The organism is Nocardioides sp. (assembly GCF_016462705.1).
Taxonomy (GTDB): domain Bacteria; phylum Actinomycetota; class Actinomycetes; order Propionibacteriales; family Nocardioidaceae; genus Nocardioides.
Genome location: NZ_JAEMSS010000108.1, coordinates 1 through 14,401 on the forward strand (window position 1 = coordinate 1; position 14,401 = coordinate 14,401).

A 14,401-nucleotide genomic window follows, 5' to 3' on the forward strand; every position below is an offset into this window, starting at 1 on the left:
CGGCTCGCGTTCGAGTACCGCCAGGCGTTCAACAAGGACGTCGTCATCGACCTCGTCTGCTACCGCCGCCGCGGTCACAACGAGGGCGACGACCCGTCGTACACCCAGCCGCTGATGTACGACCTGATCGAGCAGAAGCGCTCGGTGCGCAAGCTCTACACCGAGTCGCTGATCGGCCGCGGGGACATCACGCTCGAGGAGGCCGAGCAGGTCCTCCGCGACTACCAGCAGCAGCTGGAACGGGTCTTCACCGAGGTGCGCGAGGCGACCAGCCAGCCCTCGGAGTGGACCACCGTCCCCGACTACCCGGACAAGCCGGCCGGCGAGACCGCGACCGCCGTGGTGCCCGAGGTGCTGAAGCGGATCGCGGACGCCTACGTGACCCCGCCCGCCGGCTTCACCGTGCACCCGAAGGTGATGCCGCAGCTCCAGCGGCGCGCCCAGGCCATCGCCGACGGGCCGATCGACTGGGGCACCGGCGAGATCCTGGCGATCGGGGCGCTGCTGATGGACGGGCGTCCGGTCCGGCTGGCCGGCCAGGACTCCCGACGGGGGACGTTCGCCTCCCGCTTCGCGACGATCATCGACCGGGTCAACGCCGACGAGTGGACGCCGCTGGCCAACCTCACCGAGGACCAGGCGCGCTTCCACGTCTACGACTCACTGCTGTCCGAGTACGCCGCGCTGGGCTTCGAGTACGGCTACTCCGTGGCCCGCCCCGAGGCCCTGGTCATGTGGGAGGCCCAGTTCGGCGACTTCGTCAACGGCGCCCAGACGGTGATCGACGAGTTCATCACCTCGGGCAAGACCAAGTGGCGTCAGGAGTCCGGCGTCGTGCTCCTGCTCCCGCACGGCTACGAGGGCCAGGGACCGGACCACTCGTCCGCACGGATCGAGCGGTTCATGACCCTGTGCGCCGACGACGCGTTCGTGGTCGCCCAGCCGTCCACGCCGGCGTCGTACTTCCACCTGCTGCGCCGCCACTCGCTCGGCGAGGAGCACCGGCCGTTGATCGTGTTCACCCCGAAGTCGATGCTCAAGCGCAAGGAGGCGGCCTCCTCGCCCGGCGACTTCACCAGCGGCACCTTCCGGCCGTTCATCGGCGACGCCGAGGCCGACCCGGAGAAGGTCGACACGTTCCTGCTGTGCTCGGGCCGGGTCACCTGGGACCTGATGGTCGAACGGGCGAAGCGGGAGAACAAGGAGCGGTTCGCCATCGCCCGCGTCGAGCAGCTCTACCCGCGCCCGCTCGACGAGATCAAGGCCGAGATCGCGCGCTTCCCGAAGCTGAGCACGGTGCGCTGGGTCCAGGACGAGCCGTCCAACCAGGGGCCGTGGCCGCACTACGCGCTCAACGTGGCCCCCGAGCTGGACGCGACCGTCGAGCCGGTCACCCGGCAGGCGTCGTCGTCGCCCTCGGTCGGCACCGTGAAGCGCCACCTCGAGGAGCAGAAGGACCTGCTCGAGCGGGCCTTCAGCTAGACGCTCGTGTACTTCACCGACCGCGGCATCGAGGAGCTACAGGCCCGCCGGGGCGAGGAGGAGGTCTCCCTCGCCTGGCTGGCCGAGCGGCTGAGCGAGTTCACCGACGTCCACCCGGAGTTCGAGACGGCCGTCGAGAGGTTCGCGACCTGGCTCGCCCGGCTGGACGACCCCGAGGACTGAGCCGGACCGCACCCCCGGCGACGAGCAGCAGCCCCGCGATGCCCAGGCCGAGCGGGTAGGTCGCCCGCATCCGGCCCAGATGGATCCCTTGGCGCAGCTGCTCGACCCCGTCGGCCCGGCTCTCGGCACCGAGCACGAAGGTGGCGTCGAGGGCCACGACCACCGTCTCGTCGCTCACCAGGGTCTGCCGGACCCGCTGCCGCACGTCGAGCAGCCCTCCGGTGTTGGGCTCCACCCACACCGTCCGCTCCCCCTCGTACACCTGCCGGACCTCGACGTCCTGCACGCTGGCGATGCCCATGATCGACGCCGGGACCGTCGTGGGTCCGACGTCGGTGGGGGGCACCACGCTCCGGAACTCGTAGGCCCGCACGCCGTCGACCGTGTCCTCGCCGACGTACGCCGCCGTCACCGGGGCACCCAGGGCGGGGTCCCACACCTCGTGGTCCACCGGCTCGGTGCGGAACGGGAACTTCAGGACCTGCCCCGATCGGGACACCGGCTCCGCGGCCCCGGTCGCGGTGACCCGGAACCCCTCACAGCAGTCCGACGCCCGGCCGGTCCGCTCGTCGAAGGCCGCCACCTCCCACGTCTGCGAGCGGACGAGGCCGTCGTCCGACGCGATGGTCGCCTCGGTCCGCCACTGCGCGACGCCGTCGGGTGGCGAGCCGGTCGCCCGGTAGCCGTCGGTGTAGGAGGTGAGCGTGAGGTCGCGCACCACGGTGGACTGAGTCTCGACGTCGAGGATCTCGGCATCGGCGGCCAGCAACGTCGTGGTGACGTCGGGATCGGCCGGCAGCGTCTCGAGCCGTGGTGCCACCTGGGTCGGCAGGAGGACCGCCCCGAGGACGGCCAGACCACCGGCCGGGACGAGGACGCGGCTGCGCAGGCTCATCGGCCGGCTCCCCCGGCACCCTCGTCCGGGGCGAACCTGCTGAGGCCGTACGTGGTGCCGGTGTAGATGCGCCCCTGACCGTCCATGGTCATCCCGGCGAAGTTGGCGTTCTCGCAGATGTTGTCGGTCACCACGGGGAACGGCGCGTCGGGCGCACGCGCCCCCACGAGGTCGAGCAGCGGCTCGAGCTCGTCGCCGCAGCCCTGGTGTGCCCCCGGCACGAACCAGCGGTTCTCCCCGGTCCGCGCGTCGAGGGCCCGCACCCCGAACACCGCGCGCCCGTCCACGCGGCCGAGGCTGTTGTCGAGGAGCAGGCCCGAGCCACGCGACACCATGGGGATCCCGGTGGGGAAGCTCACGGTCGGGTTCACCCAGACCGTCCGGCACGTCCGGCTCTCCGGGTCCCAGTCGATGCGGGCCGCTCCTCGCGGCGCGTGCCGAGGGATGCTGCCCGCGAGCTCGGTGAACACCACCCGTGAGGTCGACGGGAGGCTCTCCAGCTGCGGCAGGCCACGCACCGTGTTGTCGACGACGTAGCTGGCATAGCCGTCCACGACGACGCTCTGGTCGGTCTTGGTGCCCGGCCGGTCCGGTTGGCCGAAGTCCACCCGCACCGAGCACGCCAGCCGAGGGTCGTCGCCGCGCGGCGGCACCCAGCCCGACGGGACCTCGTCGCGCCAGTAGACGTTGAGCCGCATGAACCGGCTGGCGTCGGTGATGACCACGAACCGGTCCTGCTGTCCTGGACCACCCATCAACGTCGGCGTGGACCCGCTGCCGCCGGTGAAGGCACCGACCGACGTGCTCTCGTACCCGACCCGCCACGTCTGCTCGACGACCGAGCCGGTCACGTCGAACCGGTACTGCGCGCGGTCGCTGACCACGTAGATGCCCCCGGTCTCGTCGACGGCGATGGTGTTGCTCATCAGCTCGAGCCCGGTGTCGTCCGGCGCCGCGCACTGGTCCCCGTTCACCGAGCCACGGGCGAGGGGCCCGGCGTCCCAGTCCTGGGGGTCCGCGGGCAGCACGAGCAGGTTGCCGAGCGACGTACCGACCACGATGCCGCCGTCGTAGGTGTGCGCGAGCCCCACGAGGTCCTCGTCCTGGCACAGGTATGCCGGGGGAACGGGGAACGCCGCGAGCCTGGCGATCCCCGAGTGCGGGTCACCCGGGTCGACGTCACCCCAGGCCTCGACGACCGACCCGTGGAGACGGATCACCTGGTTGTCGCGGTTCAGCTCGTAGTAGGCGACGCCCATCCCCTGCCGGGGCACCCGCGGAGGCGTCTCGGCGAGGACCTCCAGGGTGTCCGCGTCGAGCTTGACCACCTGCTCGGTGCCCGCGACGTTGAGCCAGAGCGGTGTCGTCCCGTCGGCGTACGGCGCCCCCACGTGCGCCCAGATGGGCACCGCCCCGTCCAGCTCCAGGTGCTCCGCCCGGAGCCGTCCGTCCGGGTCGGTGGCGGCCAGGTAGGTCGACTGCCGGTAGCTGTTGCCGTGCGTCGCCGCCTGGGCGGTGGACGCCAGGAACGGGTTGCACGGCGCCAGGTCAGGGGCCGCGGGACAGGCCGCGTCCTCGAGGCGGTCCGGGCCGGCGGCCGGCCCGGAACCGGAGGCACCGCCAGTGGCCAGGAGGAGCAGAAGGACGCAGACGGCTCGGAGCACGACCGCGACCCTAGGTTCAAACAGACGATTGAATCAAGTGTTTGAATGCGCCGTGTCGCTCCTACGGGTGCTCTCCGCCTCCAGCATCCCCACGACGGCGTCCACCAGCTCTCCGTAGACGACCGCCACGCCCCCGGGACCCGACTGCCCCAGCCAGTCGGCGTAGCCCTCGGCGGCACCGAGCACGCCGATGGAGGTGTCCAGGGCCTGGGCCAGACGGAACGCGCGGGTGCTCGCCGTGAGCTCCGGTCGGGCCAGCCCGTAGATCCGGTCCCAGTCGCGCCACTGGCCCTCGAAGACCGCGCCGAGCTGCGGTCCGAGGGACCTGGTGGTGAGGATCTGCCCGACGACGCGTACCCAGTCGGCGGCACCCTGCTCCACCAGCTCCAGGAGAGGTCTCGCCAGGCCGTCGGCGATGTCCCGGCAGGTCGGGTCGCCGCCCGCGAGCACGGCGTCCATCAGGGCCATCCTGCGCCGGTGCAGCGCATCGGTGCGGTCCCGGAGCAGGGCGGCGAGGAGCTCCTCCTTGGACCCGAAGTGGTAGTGCACCGACGCGACGTTGGCACCCGCCGCCGAGATGACGGTCCGCAGGGACACCGCACCGACGCCGTGCGCCGCGAACAGCCGTTCCGCGGCCAGCAGCAGCCGGCGGTCGGTGGGGAGGTCGCGTTCGCCGGGGGTGAGGACGTCGTCGCGCCCGGGCTCAGCCACGGGGGGACTATGGCACGGAGGACGATGGCAGGGGGCACCACTAGCCTGTCCGGGTGACGTCGCAGGTGGCTCCGTGACCCTGCCGGACTTCGTGTGCGTGGGCGCCCAGAAGGCGGCGACCAGCTGGCTCGCCCAGGTGCTCCAGGAGCACCCCCAGGTGTGGGTCCCGCCGATCGGCGAGCCGCACTTCTTCGACCGCGTCGGGCGGCCGCTACGGCGCCGGGTCGCGGTGCTGGCCGAGCGGGCCCGCCGCGAGTCGGACGAGCCCTCCATGGCCGACTACCTCGACCGGATCCAGCGTCATCCGGCCGTCTCGCTGGACTGGTACCAGGAGCTGTTCACCGACCCCCGGCGCTCCGGGACCCGCGGTGGCGACGTCACGCCGGCCTATCTCGGCATGGACGAGGAACGGGTGCGGTCGGCGCGCGAGCTGCTCGGCGACGTCCCGGTGCTGGTCGTGGTCCGGCGGCCACTGGACCGCGAGCTGTCCCAGCTGCGGATGTGGGCCACGCGCACCGCGGGCGGGCTGACGCCCCCGACGACCGAGGAGGAGTGGGCCGCCCGCTACGAGCTGATGACCCGCCGAGCCCCCCGCGGACGCTACGGCGCGAGCCTTCCTCGTTGGCAGGCACACTTCTCCCGGGTCCTGGCCCTGCCGTTCGGGGACGTGCGCGAGCAGCCGGAGGACCTGATCGCCCGGGTCGAGGACCACGTGGGAGTCGACCGGTACGCCGGCTACACCCGGCTGCGCACCACGATCCACCGGTCCGCCCGGGCGGAGATCCCGCCCTCCGTGGTCGCACGGGCCGAGGCGAACGTCGCCGACGACGATCGCTATCTCACCGAGGAGCTCGGGACCGACTTCTTCGCCCGGACCCGGTGAGCCGCACCCGGACGGCGCCAGCGTCGCGGGATCGGGTCGCCACTACTGTGTCGCCGTGACCGCACAGATCGAGTGGGTGGAGTCCCCGACCGCCGGCGTCAGCTACCCGGCCGCACCGTGGCACATGGTGGGCTCGCTCTGGCTGACCCTGTTCAAGGTGGCGGACCCCGTCGACGACCTCCGCCCGGCCGGCATCTACGGCGCCGCGTTCGTCTCCTACGAGGAGGGCAGCCCGCTGACCTACAGCGAGCTGCTGGTCGCCCGCCCCCTCTCGACCGACCGGCACGGTCGCCGGGTGTCGATCACCGACATCTGGGTCGACTCGCCCGCCTCCGTGGCCGGTGGCCGCGAGCTGTGGGCCATCCCCAAGGGACTCTGCGACTTCACCCTCGAGTCGGAGCACCGCGGACCCTGGTCCACGACCGAGTGGACCGCCCGTGAGGGACGCGTCCCGATCGCCGCGGCGACGTTCCGCGACGTCTCGCGGGCCGCACCGCGGATCCCGTTCAAGGGCGGCACCTGGCAGCCCGGGATCGAGGACACCGGCGGCGACGAGCGGGTCGCCACCCTGCAGGGCTCGTCCAAGACGCTGCCGGCCCGGGCGCACTGGGACATCAACCCGGGCGGCCCGCTGGGCTGGCTGGCCGGCGCCCGCCAGCTCGCGTCGTTCCGGCAGGCGGCCTTCCGGATGTCCTTCGGCTGAGCGGCTGTCGGCCCTCGCTGTCAGACTCGGCGCCGTGCCGCGGCGGATCGAACCCGGGCCAGCCATCGTGCGGCGGCTGGCCGCCGTCGCGCTCTCCCTGCCCGAGGCCTACGAGGAGGACGCCTGGACCGGCGTGCGCTGGCGGGTCCGCACGAGGACCTTCGCGCACGTGATGGTCGGCCAGGAGGGCTACGAGTCCTCGTTCCGCGACCTCACCGGGATCACGGAGCCGACGACGGTGCTGACGTTCCACTCGTGCGGTGACGAGCTCCTCGCCCTGACCAACGCGCCGCTGCCGTTCTACAAGCCGCCGTGGTCGGGCACCATCGTCGGCCTGGTCCTGGACCCGGACACCGACTGGGCCGAGGTCGCCGAGCTGGTCACCGAGTCCTACCGCTGCTGCGCGCCACAGAAGCTGGTCCGCGCCCTCGATCAGCGCTGAGCGGCCGGGGTCAGTCGTCCTGGGCCTTCTTGGCGGCGTCCCGGATCTCGAACACCTCGGTGGCCAGGCCACCGAGGGCGGTGACCACGTCCCGCACCGCGGAGGTGACGATCGTGGCCACCTCGCCCGCGGTCCCGGCCGCCGCCTCGATGGTCGCCTGGATGCTGTCCTTGCCGATCTCGGCCTGGCTGAGTCGCTCCGGCTCGCCCGAGGGCGGCAGGTTCGGGGAGTCGGTCATGGGACCAGTCTGACCCCGGGGGCTCAGGCGGCCAACGCGTCCTGGGTCACAGGGGCGTCCCCGTCCTCGGCCTTCCGGTCCGGCAGTGCCATCCGGCAGATCTTCGAGGCGACGCTGAAGAGCTGCTTGGAGAGCCGGCCGGTGTTGTACTGCAGGCCGTAGCGTCGGCAGATCTCCTGCACCTCGACGGAGAGGTCCGGGTAGCGCCGGGCCGGCAGGTCGGGGAACAGGTGGTGCTCGATCTGGTGCGACAGGTTCCCGGACAGCACGTGGAACAGCCTGCCGCCGGTGATGTTGGCCGAGCCGAGGAGCTGGCGGTAGTACCAGTGACCGCGGGTCTCGTCCTCGCACTCCTCCTGGGAGAACGTCGCCACGCCTGCAGGGAAGTGCCCGCAGAAGATGATGTTGAACGCCCAGACGTTGCGCACCAGGTTGGCGGTCGCGTTGCCCGCCAGCGTGAGCGGGAACAGCGGCCCGGTCAGCGCCGGGAACAGCAGGTAGTCCTTGATCGTCTGGTTGCGGATCTTGCGGATCAGGCCGGGGTAGAGCGGCTTGTTGTCCGACATCTTCCGCTTGCCGGCCACGATGTTCTCGACCTCGAGGTCGTGCAGGGCGACACCCCACTCGAAGAACAGCATCAGCAGGAGCGCGTAGACCGGGTTGCCCAGGTACTGCGGGCGCCACGGCTGGTCCTCGTCCATCCGGAGGATGCCGTAGCCGATGTCACGGTCCTTGCCGAGGATGTTGGTGTAGGTGTGGTGGATGTAGTTGTGGCTGTACTTCCACTGCTCGCCGGGGCACATCGTGTCCCAGTCGTACATCCGCGAGTTCAGCCCCGGGTCGCCCATCCAGTCGTACTGGCCGTGCATGACGTTGTGGCCGATCTCCATGTTGTCGAGGATCTTGGAGAGGCTCAGCGCCGCGACCGCGAGCGGCCAGGCCGGCGGCAGGTAGAACAGCGCGCGACCGGCGATCTCGAGCTGCTGGCGCCGCTTGACGACGTTGCGGATGTACGCCGCGTCCTCCTCCCCGAGGTCGGCCAGGACCCGCTGTCGAAGGGCGTCGAGCTCCTCGCCGAACCGCTCGAGCTGCTCGTCGGTCAGGTTGGTCTTGTTGGTCTTCATGGTCTTGGTCTTGGTGGTTGCGTTCACGATGGAGCCTTTCGCTAGAGCTCGACGACGCAGTCGCCCACGGGGGCGCTGACGCAGACTCGGATCTCTTCTTCGGCCGAGGAGGACTCCTCGCCGGTGAGGACGTTCTTGACGGTGCCGGCCTTCTTCAGGGCCGTGCACGAGAAGCAGATGCCCATCCGGCAGCCGAACTCGGGCGACAGCCCGAGCGCCTCGGCCTGCTCGAGGAGGGGCGCGCCGGTGTTGGGCGCCTCCAGGCCGGCCTTGGTGAAGGCGACGTCGCCGGCGGCGGAGGTCCCCGAGGTCCGTGGGGGCTGGAAGTACTCGACCCGCAGTGCCGGCGACTCGTCGTACGCCGCTCGGACGGCCTCGATCATCGGCGCCGGCCCGCACGCCCAGGTGGGCACGTCCCGGTAGCCGGGGACGAGACGCTCCAGGTAGGCCGGCGACAGGTTCGGGTCGCCCTGCTCGGGGTGCAGGAGGTGCACGTCGATGCCGTGGCCGGAGCGCCGGACCTCGTCGAGCTCCTCGGCGAAGATCTGGTGCTCGGGGCTCTGCGCGTAGTGCAGGAAGGTGACCTGGCCCCGATGGGTGCGGCGCTGCAGCGAGCGGAGCATCGACATGACCGGGGTGATGCCGGAGCCACCGGAGATGAACAGCACGTGCTCGGGCACCCGGTCCGGCAGGACGAAGTCACCCTGGGCCTGGCTGAGGTGGACCATCGTGCCGGGCGCGGCACGCTCGACGAGGAAGCGGGAGACCACCCCACCGGGGTTGGCGCGCATCGTCACCGTGAACCTGTCGCCCTGGCGGCTGTCGGGGCTGGAGATCGTGAAGACCCTGGTCGTGCGGCGAGCGCCGTCGACCTCGACGCCGAGCTGGACGTGCTGGCCGGCCCGGTGGCCCCGCCAGGTGGACGTCGGCTGGAGCGTGATCGTGGCGACCGGCGGATGTCCGGGGACGTCGACCTCGCGGCGGATGTCGACGATCCGGGCGCGGACCTCGTGGGCCGCCCACATCGGGTTGACCTGCTCGAGGTAGCGGTCGATCCCCTGGGGGAACGCCAGCGCCGCCACCGCACGCGAGCGGAGGATGGTGCCGGGAAGGTCGAGTCCCATGATCATGCGCCTCCTCACAGGAAGTTCGGTGTACGTTCGTACACTGAAAGCCTGACGGAGGCGCCGCCTGACGGTCAAGCGCGTCGCGCGTGAGGGTGGACACATGTTCACCAAGTAGGATGTCGGCGTGACCACGAACCGCCCCGAGACCCGGGTGGAGCGCAAGGAGCGGACCCGTCGGGCGATCCTGGACGCGGCGCTCGCCCTCTGTGAGGACAGCAGCCTGGCGGCGGTGTCCCTGCGGCAGGTAGCCAAGGAGGTCGGCATCGTGCCGACCGCGTTCTACCGGCACTTCGAGTCGATCGAGTCGCTGGGCCTCGCGCTCGTCGACGAGTCGTTCGTGTCGCTGCGAGCGATGCTGCGCGACGTACGCCGTCCGGGCGTCGTCACCACCTTCAGCGGCATCGTCGACGGGTCGGTCGAGACACTCCTGCGCCACGTGCGCCAGCACCGGTCGCACTTCCTCTTCATCGCCCGTGAGCGCGGCGCCGGACCGCTCTCGGTGCGCGAGGCGATCCGTCACGAGATCGAGCTGTGCGAGCGCGAGCTCGCCACCGACCTGGCACGACTGCCCGGACCCGACAAGTGGACCGCCGAGGACCTCCGGGTGCTCTCGAACCTGATCGTGACCGCGATGGTCTCCACCGCCGAGCAGCTGCTGTCCTCCGGGGCGCGGCCCGAAGCCCAGCAGAGCGCCGAGAAGGAGATCACCGAGACGGCCCGCACGCAGCTGCGGATGGTGCTGATCGGCGCCCTCAACTGGGAGTCGCGGCCCTGACGCCCGTGGTCGCCGCGTCGTGGTCTACTCGCGCATGGCACTCGCGACCGAGCTCGGCTACGCCCATCGCCCGGACAACCCGCTGCGCCGGGCCGTCAAGGCCTTCGGCGGCAGCCGTCCGGGCGCCTGGCTGTTCGCGCGGACCCTCCGGCACCTCGACGACGTCATCGGTCGGCTGAGCCGCGGCCGGACCAGTGCCCCTCAGCTGCTCGCCGGTCTGGCGGTCCTGGACCTCACCACGACCGGCCGCAGGTCCGGACAGCCACGCACCTCGCACCTGATCGGCTTCCCGATGGGCGAGTCGGTCGCGTTGCTCGGCACCAACTTCGGCCAGGAGTCGACGCCCGCCTGGGTCCTCAACCTGGAGGCGGACCCGCACGCCGTCGTCAGCTATCGCGACCGGGCGGTGGACGTGGTCGCCCGGCCGGCCACCGCGGCCGAGCTGGAGCAGGTGGTGGCCGAGGCCGCCAGTCGCTACATCGGCTACGCCAAGTACCGCGAGCGGATCGGCTCCACGCGCCGGCTCCGGGTGTTCATGCTGGACCCGGTCAGGTCGGCCGGATCGTCAGGTCGGTGACCGTGGCGTCACGAGGCAGGTCCAGCACGTGCAGGATCGCGTCGGCCACCGTGGCCGGGTCGATCCAGGCCGCCGGGTCGTAGTCCTTGCCCTCCTGGTCGTGCACCTTGCGCTGCATCGGGGTGGCCGTGCGCCCGGGGTAGACGGTGGTCACCCGCACGCCGTGCTCCAGCTCCTCGGCCCGCAGCGAGTCGGCCAGCGCCCGCAGCCCGTGCTTGGAGGCGGCGTACGCCGACCACCGCGGGTGTGCCTGCAGGCCGGCGCTGGAGTTGACCATGACGACCGTGCCGCGGGCGGCCCGCAGGGCCGGCAGGGCCAGGCGGGTCAGCACGGCCGGCGCCACCAGGTTGACGGCGAGCTGCTCCTGCCACACCGCGGCACCCAGGTCGCCGACCGGTCCGAGGTCGACGACGCCCGCCGCGTTGACCAGGGAGTCCAGGGTCTCGGGCAGCGACTCCGCGAGCGACTCCAGCTCGTCGGGCCTCGCCAGGTCCGCCACCAGCACGGTCGCACCGGGGTGGTCCTCGCGCAGGTCGTGTGCCCGCGAGGTGGACCGCGCGACCAGCACCACCTCGTCACCGCGCTCGATCAGGCGCTCCGCGACGACGCGGCCGATGCCCGAGCCCGCCCCGGTCAGCAGGTGCGCCGTCATCAGCGGGTGAACACGATCTTGCCGAACACGTCGCCCCCGGCCATCACCGCGAACCCTTCCTCGGCCCGGTCCATCGGCAGCTCCCGGTCGATCAACGGCCGGACACCGGTCGAGTCGAGCATCGTGACCAGGTCGGCGAGCTCGTCGCGGGTGCCCATGGTGGAGCCGATCACCGACAGCTGGAGGAAGAATATCCGGGTGAGCTCGGCGTCGTCCAGGTTCGGGCCCGAGGTGGTGCCGGAGGTGATGATCCGCCCACCCGGCCGCAGTGAGCGCACCGAGTGGGACCACGTCGCCCTGCCGACCGTCTCGATGACCGCGTCCGCCTTCTCCGGCAGCCGGGCCCCGCTCTCGTAGGCCTCGTGCGCGCCGATCTCCACGGCCTTGGCGCGCTTCGCCTCGTCGCGGCTGGTGACCAGCACCCGTAGCCCCGCCGCGCGGGCCAGCACGATCGCCGCGGTGGCGACCCCTCCCCCGGCGCCCTGGACCAGCACGGTCTCGCCGGGCCGGAGCTCCCCTCGCGTGAAGAGCATCCGGTAGGCCGTCAGCCAGGCGGTCGGCAGGCACGCGGCCTCGGCGAAGGACAGGGAACCGGGCTTGGGCACCACGTTGCGGCGCGGCACGGCGACCCGTTCGGCCATCGCACCCTGGTAGCGCTCGGAGAGCAGCGACCGCCTGGGGTCGAGGGTCTCGTCACCGGTCCAGGCGGGGTCGCTGATGACGCCGTGGACCACCACCTCGTTGCCGTCCTCGTCGAGGCCCGCGGCATCGGTGCCGAGGATCATCGGCAGCTGCTCCTGCTTCAGCCCGACACCACGCAGGGAGAACAGGTCGTGGTGGTTGAGCGAGGCGGCCTTGACGGTGATGGTGGTCCAGCCGTCGGGGACGTCGGGCTCCGGCCGCTCACCGAGCACCAGCCCGGCCAGCGGGTCGTCGGAGCTGAAGGACTCGGCGTAGACGGCGAACATGCCGCCAAGTTATCGAGCCCCCGGCAACGGTCTAGAGCCGGGCGACCCCGTCGCGCCGGGCCGCGTCCGAGACGGCCGCCGCCACAGCCGGCCCCACCCGCGGGTCGAACGGCGACGGGATGACCATGTCCTCGGCGAGGTCGTCCCCCACGAGAGCGGCCAGCGCCTCCGCGGCGGCCAGCTTCATCCCCTCGGTGATGGCGCGGGCGTGCACGTCGAAGGCCCCGCGGAAGATGCCGGGGAACGCCAGCACGTTGTTGATCTGGTTGGGGAAGTCCGAGCGGCCGGTGGCGACGACCCGCGCGTACTTGTGCGCGATGTCGGGATGCACCTCGGGGACCGGGTTGGCCAGGCCGAAGATGATCGCCTCCGGGGCCATCCGGGCGACGTCCGCCTCCGGCACGGTGCCGCCGGAGACGCCGAGGTAGACGTCCGCACCGTCCAGGACGTCGGCCAGCGTCCCGGTGCGGCCGGTCTGGTCGGCCGTGACCTCGGCGAGCGCCCGCTTCACGGGCGTCAGGTCGCCACGCGCGGAGTGGAGCACGCCCTTGCGGTCGGTGACCGCCAGGTCCTTGATCCCGGCGTTGAGCAGGATCTTGGCGACCGCGACCCCTGCGGCACCGGCACCGGAGATGACCACCCGCGTCGACTGGGGGGTCCTGCCGGTGAGCCTGAGCGCGTTGGTGAGCGCGGCGAGCGCCACCACGGCGGTCCCGTGCTGGTCGTCGTGGAAGACCGGGATGTCGAGCATCGCCTTGAGCCGGTCCTCGATCTCGAAGCAGCGCGGCGCCGAGATGTCCTCGAGGTTGATCCCGCCGAAGCTCGGCGCCAGCCGCGCCACGGTCTCGATGATCTCCTCGGTGTCCGTGGTCGCCAGGCAGATGGGCACGCCGTCGACGCCCCCGAACTGCTTGAACAGCACGGCCTTGCCCTCCATGACCGGCATCGCGGCAGCGGGCCCGATGTCGCCCAGGCCCAGCACCGCGGTGCCGTCCGTGACGACCGCGACCGTGTTGGGCACCCAGGTGTAGTGGCGGCTCATCGCCGGGTCGGCGGCGATCGCCTCGCAGACCCTCGCCACACCGGGCGTGTAGGCCATCGAGAGGTCGTCGCGGCCGCTCAGCGAGACCGTCGAGCGGACCTCCATCTTGCCCCCGACGTGCAGGTCGAAGACCGGGTCACCGGCCAGGGGGTGGGCTGCGTCAGACGCTCCTTCTGGCACCCGGAGAGTCTGGCATGCGGGGTAGCCCGAGCCGGAACCGGACCACTGCGATCACGTCCGCGGCCGGTACGACGCCGCGGTGCCGGGAGTCCACGCCGGCGTCGGGGTCGTCGGAGAGCAGCCACCACCCGGGCTCGCCGGTGCGCGTGGTACGCCGCTCGGCGGCCCGCTTCACCACGACCGTCCCGTCCGCCAGCCGGGCCACCACGACGTCGCCCTCCCGCGGGCTTCGCCGGTAGTCGACGACGAGGCGGTCGCCCGGTCGCAGCCGGGGACGCATCGAGTCGCCGGTGACGACCGCCATCCCCCACCGCCGCGTGCCCTGTCCGGCATGGGGTACCGCAGGCGGGTCAGGGAGCACGCGGAGTAGTGTCCCAACGCACGGGGGCTCCGCCCCCGTGGACCCCCGAAAGCATCCACGACTTGAGGAGATCCCATGTTCGCTCGACTGCTGGCCCCCACGATCGAGGTCTCGGCCCACTGCGACCTCCCCTGCGGCGTCTACGACCCCGCCCAGGCCCGGATCGAGGCCGAGTCGATCAAGGCGATCATCGCCAAGGTCGCCGACAACGACGACCCGGACTTCCGGACCCGCGCGATCCTGATCAAGGAGCAGCGCTCCGAGCTGGTCAAGCACCACCTCTGGGTGCTGTGGACCGACTACTTCAAGCCGCCGCACTTCGAGAAGTACCCGCAGCTCCACACGCTGGTCAACGAGGCCACCAAGCTGGCCGGTGCCGCCGGCACCAAGGGCG

At 71.7% G+C, this 14,401-nt stretch carries 18 protein-coding genes; 8 read left to right on the forward strand and 10 right to left on the reverse strand.

What is annotated here, in order from left to right; genetic code table 11:
* Together JHD21_RS13995 and JHD21_RS14000 are read left to right on the forward strand one after the other, a co-directional pair.
* On the forward strand, positions 1–1,482 hold a 1,482-nt coding region (locus JHD21_RS13995; protein WP_292676431.1), incomplete at its 5' end, for a thiamine pyrophosphate-dependent enzyme.
* Between the two features lie 6 nt (positions 1,483–1,488).
* Positions 1,489–1,665: a DUF6104 family protein gene (locus tag JHD21_RS14000; RefSeq protein WP_292676433.1), complete on the forward strand. Its 177-nt coding sequence runs from the start codon at positions 1,489–1,491 to the stop codon at positions 1,663–1,665.
* On the opposite strand, the gene JHD21_RS14005 is transcribed toward JHD21_RS14000, so the two are convergent.
* Genes JHD21_RS14005 through JHD21_RS14015 form a run of 3 tightly spaced genes read right to left on the reverse strand, consistent with a single transcriptional unit; the run spans position 1,583 to position 4,935 of the window.
* Positions 1,583–2,560, reverse strand: coding sequence for a DUF3068 domain-containing protein (locus JHD21_RS14005; protein WP_292676435.1), 978 nt, complete (start codon positions 2,558–2,560; stop codon positions 1,583–1,585). The genes JHD21_RS14000 and JHD21_RS14005 overlap by 83 nt on opposite strands.
* Positions 2,557–4,224: a hypothetical protein gene (locus JHD21_RS14010; RefSeq protein ID WP_292676437.1), complete on the reverse strand. Its 1,668-nt coding sequence runs from the start codon at positions 4,222–4,224 to the stop codon at positions 2,557–2,559. The genes JHD21_RS14005 and JHD21_RS14010 overlap by 4 nt, the downstream gene beginning before the upstream one ends.
* 33 nt (positions 4,225–4,257) lie before the next feature.
* On the reverse strand, positions 4,258–4,935 hold the full coding sequence (locus JHD21_RS14015; protein ID WP_292676439.1) for a helix-turn-helix domain-containing protein: 678 nt from the start codon (positions 4,933–4,935) through the stop codon (positions 4,258–4,260).
* 73 nt (positions 4,936–5,008) lie between these two features.
* Here JHD21_RS14015 and JHD21_RS14020 point away from each other — a divergent pair, with 73 nt between their 5' ends.
* The 3 genes from JHD21_RS14020 to JHD21_RS14030 are packed head-to-tail and all read left to right on the forward strand — an operon-like array spanning position 5,009 to position 6,963.
* Positions 5,009–5,818 (forward strand): sulfotransferase, encoded by an 810-nt coding sequence (locus tag JHD21_RS14020; protein ID WP_292676441.1) that lies wholly within the window; start codon positions 5,009–5,011, stop codon positions 5,816–5,818.
* 55 nt (positions 5,819–5,873) lie between these two features.
* Positions 5,874–6,521 carry an acetoacetate decarboxylase family protein gene (locus JHD21_RS14025; protein ID WP_292676443.1) on the forward strand — a complete coding sequence of 216 codons (648 nt, stop codon included), beginning with the start codon at positions 5,874–5,876 and terminating at the stop codon, positions 6,519–6,521.
* Between the two features lie 34 nt (positions 6,522–6,555).
* Positions 6,556–6,963: an MmcQ/YjbR family DNA-binding protein gene (locus JHD21_RS14030; protein WP_292676445.1), complete on the forward strand. Its 408-nt coding sequence runs from the start codon at positions 6,556–6,558 to the stop codon at positions 6,961–6,963.
* A gap of 10 nt (positions 6,964–6,973) precedes the next feature.
* Here the strand turns inward: JHD21_RS14030 and JHD21_RS14035 are convergent, their stop codons facing one another.
* Genes JHD21_RS14035 through JHD21_RS14045 form a run of 3 tightly spaced genes read right to left on the reverse strand, consistent with a single transcriptional unit; the run spans position 6,974 to position 9,449 of the window.
* Positions 6,974–7,201 (reverse strand): hypothetical protein, encoded by a 228-nt coding sequence (locus JHD21_RS14035; protein ID WP_292676447.1) that lies wholly within the window; start codon positions 7,199–7,201, stop codon positions 6,974–6,976.
* 23 nt (positions 7,202–7,224) lie between these two features.
* Positions 7,225–8,352 carry an acyl-CoA desaturase gene (locus JHD21_RS14040; protein ID WP_292676449.1) on the reverse strand — a complete coding sequence of 376 codons (1,128 nt, stop codon included), beginning with the start codon at positions 8,350–8,352 and terminating at the stop codon, positions 7,225–7,227.
* 14 nt (positions 8,353–8,366) lie between these two features.
* On the reverse strand, positions 8,367–9,449 hold the full coding sequence (locus tag JHD21_RS14045; protein ID WP_292676450.1) for a ferredoxin reductase: 1,083 nt from the start codon (positions 9,447–9,449) through the stop codon (positions 8,367–8,369).
* A gap of 127 nt (positions 9,450–9,576) precedes the next feature.
* Here JHD21_RS14045 and JHD21_RS14050 point away from each other — a divergent pair, with 127 nt between their 5' ends.
* Positions 9,577–10,227 carry a TetR family transcriptional regulator gene (locus JHD21_RS14050; RefSeq protein WP_292676452.1) on the forward strand — a complete coding sequence of 217 codons (651 nt, stop codon included), beginning with the start codon at positions 9,577–9,579 and terminating at the stop codon, positions 10,225–10,227.
* A 34-nt stretch (positions 10,228–10,261) separates the two neighbouring features.
* Positions 10,262–10,804, forward strand: coding sequence for a nitroreductase family deazaflavin-dependent oxidoreductase (locus JHD21_RS14055; RefSeq protein ID WP_292676454.1), 543 nt, complete (start codon positions 10,262–10,264; stop codon positions 10,802–10,804).
* Here the strand turns inward: JHD21_RS14055 and JHD21_RS14060 are convergent.
* The 4 genes from JHD21_RS14060 to JHD21_RS14075 are packed head-to-tail and all read right to left on the reverse strand — an operon-like array spanning position 10,776 to position 13,950.
* A complete protein-coding gene (locus JHD21_RS14060; RefSeq protein ID WP_292676456.1) occupies positions 10,776–11,456 on the reverse strand; it encodes an SDR family oxidoreductase in 681 nt (226 codons plus the stop codon). The two genes, JHD21_RS14055 and JHD21_RS14060, sit on opposite strands and share 29 nt — an antisense overlap.
* On the reverse strand, positions 11,456–12,424 hold the full coding sequence (locus JHD21_RS14065; RefSeq protein WP_292676458.1) for a zinc-binding dehydrogenase: 969 nt from the start codon (positions 12,422–12,424) through the stop codon (positions 11,456–11,458). The genes JHD21_RS14060 and JHD21_RS14065 overlap by 1 nt, the downstream gene beginning before the upstream one ends.
* Before the next feature lie 31 nt (positions 12,425–12,455).
* Positions 12,456–13,646, reverse strand: a complete 1,191-nt coding sequence (locus tag JHD21_RS14070; protein WP_292676460.1) for an NADP-dependent malic enzyme — start codon at positions 13,644–13,646, stop codon at positions 12,456–12,458.
* Positions 13,627–13,950, reverse strand: coding sequence for a S24 family peptidase (locus JHD21_RS14075; protein ID WP_292676462.1), 324 nt, complete (start codon positions 13,948–13,950; stop codon positions 13,627–13,629). Before JHD21_RS14075 ends, JHD21_RS14070 begins: the two co-directional genes overlap by 20 nt.
* A 132-nt stretch (positions 13,951–14,082) precedes the next feature.
* On the opposite strand from JHD21_RS14075, the gene sodN reads away from it, so the two are divergent.
* Positions 14,083–14,401, forward strand: a 319-nt coding sequence (sodN, locus tag JHD21_RS14080) for a superoxide dismutase, Ni (RefSeq protein ID WP_292676464.1), incomplete at its 3' end; no start/stop codon positions are given.

Bases quoted from the DNA above. Each gene is read 5' to 3' on its own strand.
- JHD21_RS14060 (WP_292676456.1), bottom strand. From the start codon at position 11,456: ATGACGGCGCACCTGCTGACCGGGGCGGGCTCGGGCATCGGCCGCGTC.
- JHD21_RS14005 (WP_292676435.1), bottom strand. From the start codon at position 2,560: ATGAGCCTGCGCAGCCGCGTCCTCGTCCCGGCCGGTGGTCTGGCCGTC.
- JHD21_RS14065 (WP_292676458.1), bottom strand. From the start codon at position 12,424: ATGTTCGCCGTCTACGCCGAGTCCTTCAGCTCCGACGACCCGCTGGCC.
- JHD21_RS14075 (WP_292676462.1), bottom strand. From the start codon at position 13,950: ATGGCGGTCGTCACCGGCGACTCGATGCGTCCCCGGCTGCGACCGGGC.
- JHD21_RS14055 (WP_292676454.1), top strand. From the start codon at position 10,262: ATGGCACTCGCGACCGAGCTCGGCTACGCCCATCGCCCGGACAACCCG.
- JHD21_RS14035 (WP_292676447.1), bottom strand. From the start codon at position 7,201: ATGACCGACTCCCCGAACCTGCCGCCCTCGGGCGAGCCGGAGCGACTC.
- JHD21_RS14045 (WP_292676450.1), bottom strand. From the start codon at position 9,449: ATGGGACTCGACCTTCCCGGCACCATCCTCCGCTCGCGTGCGGTGGCG.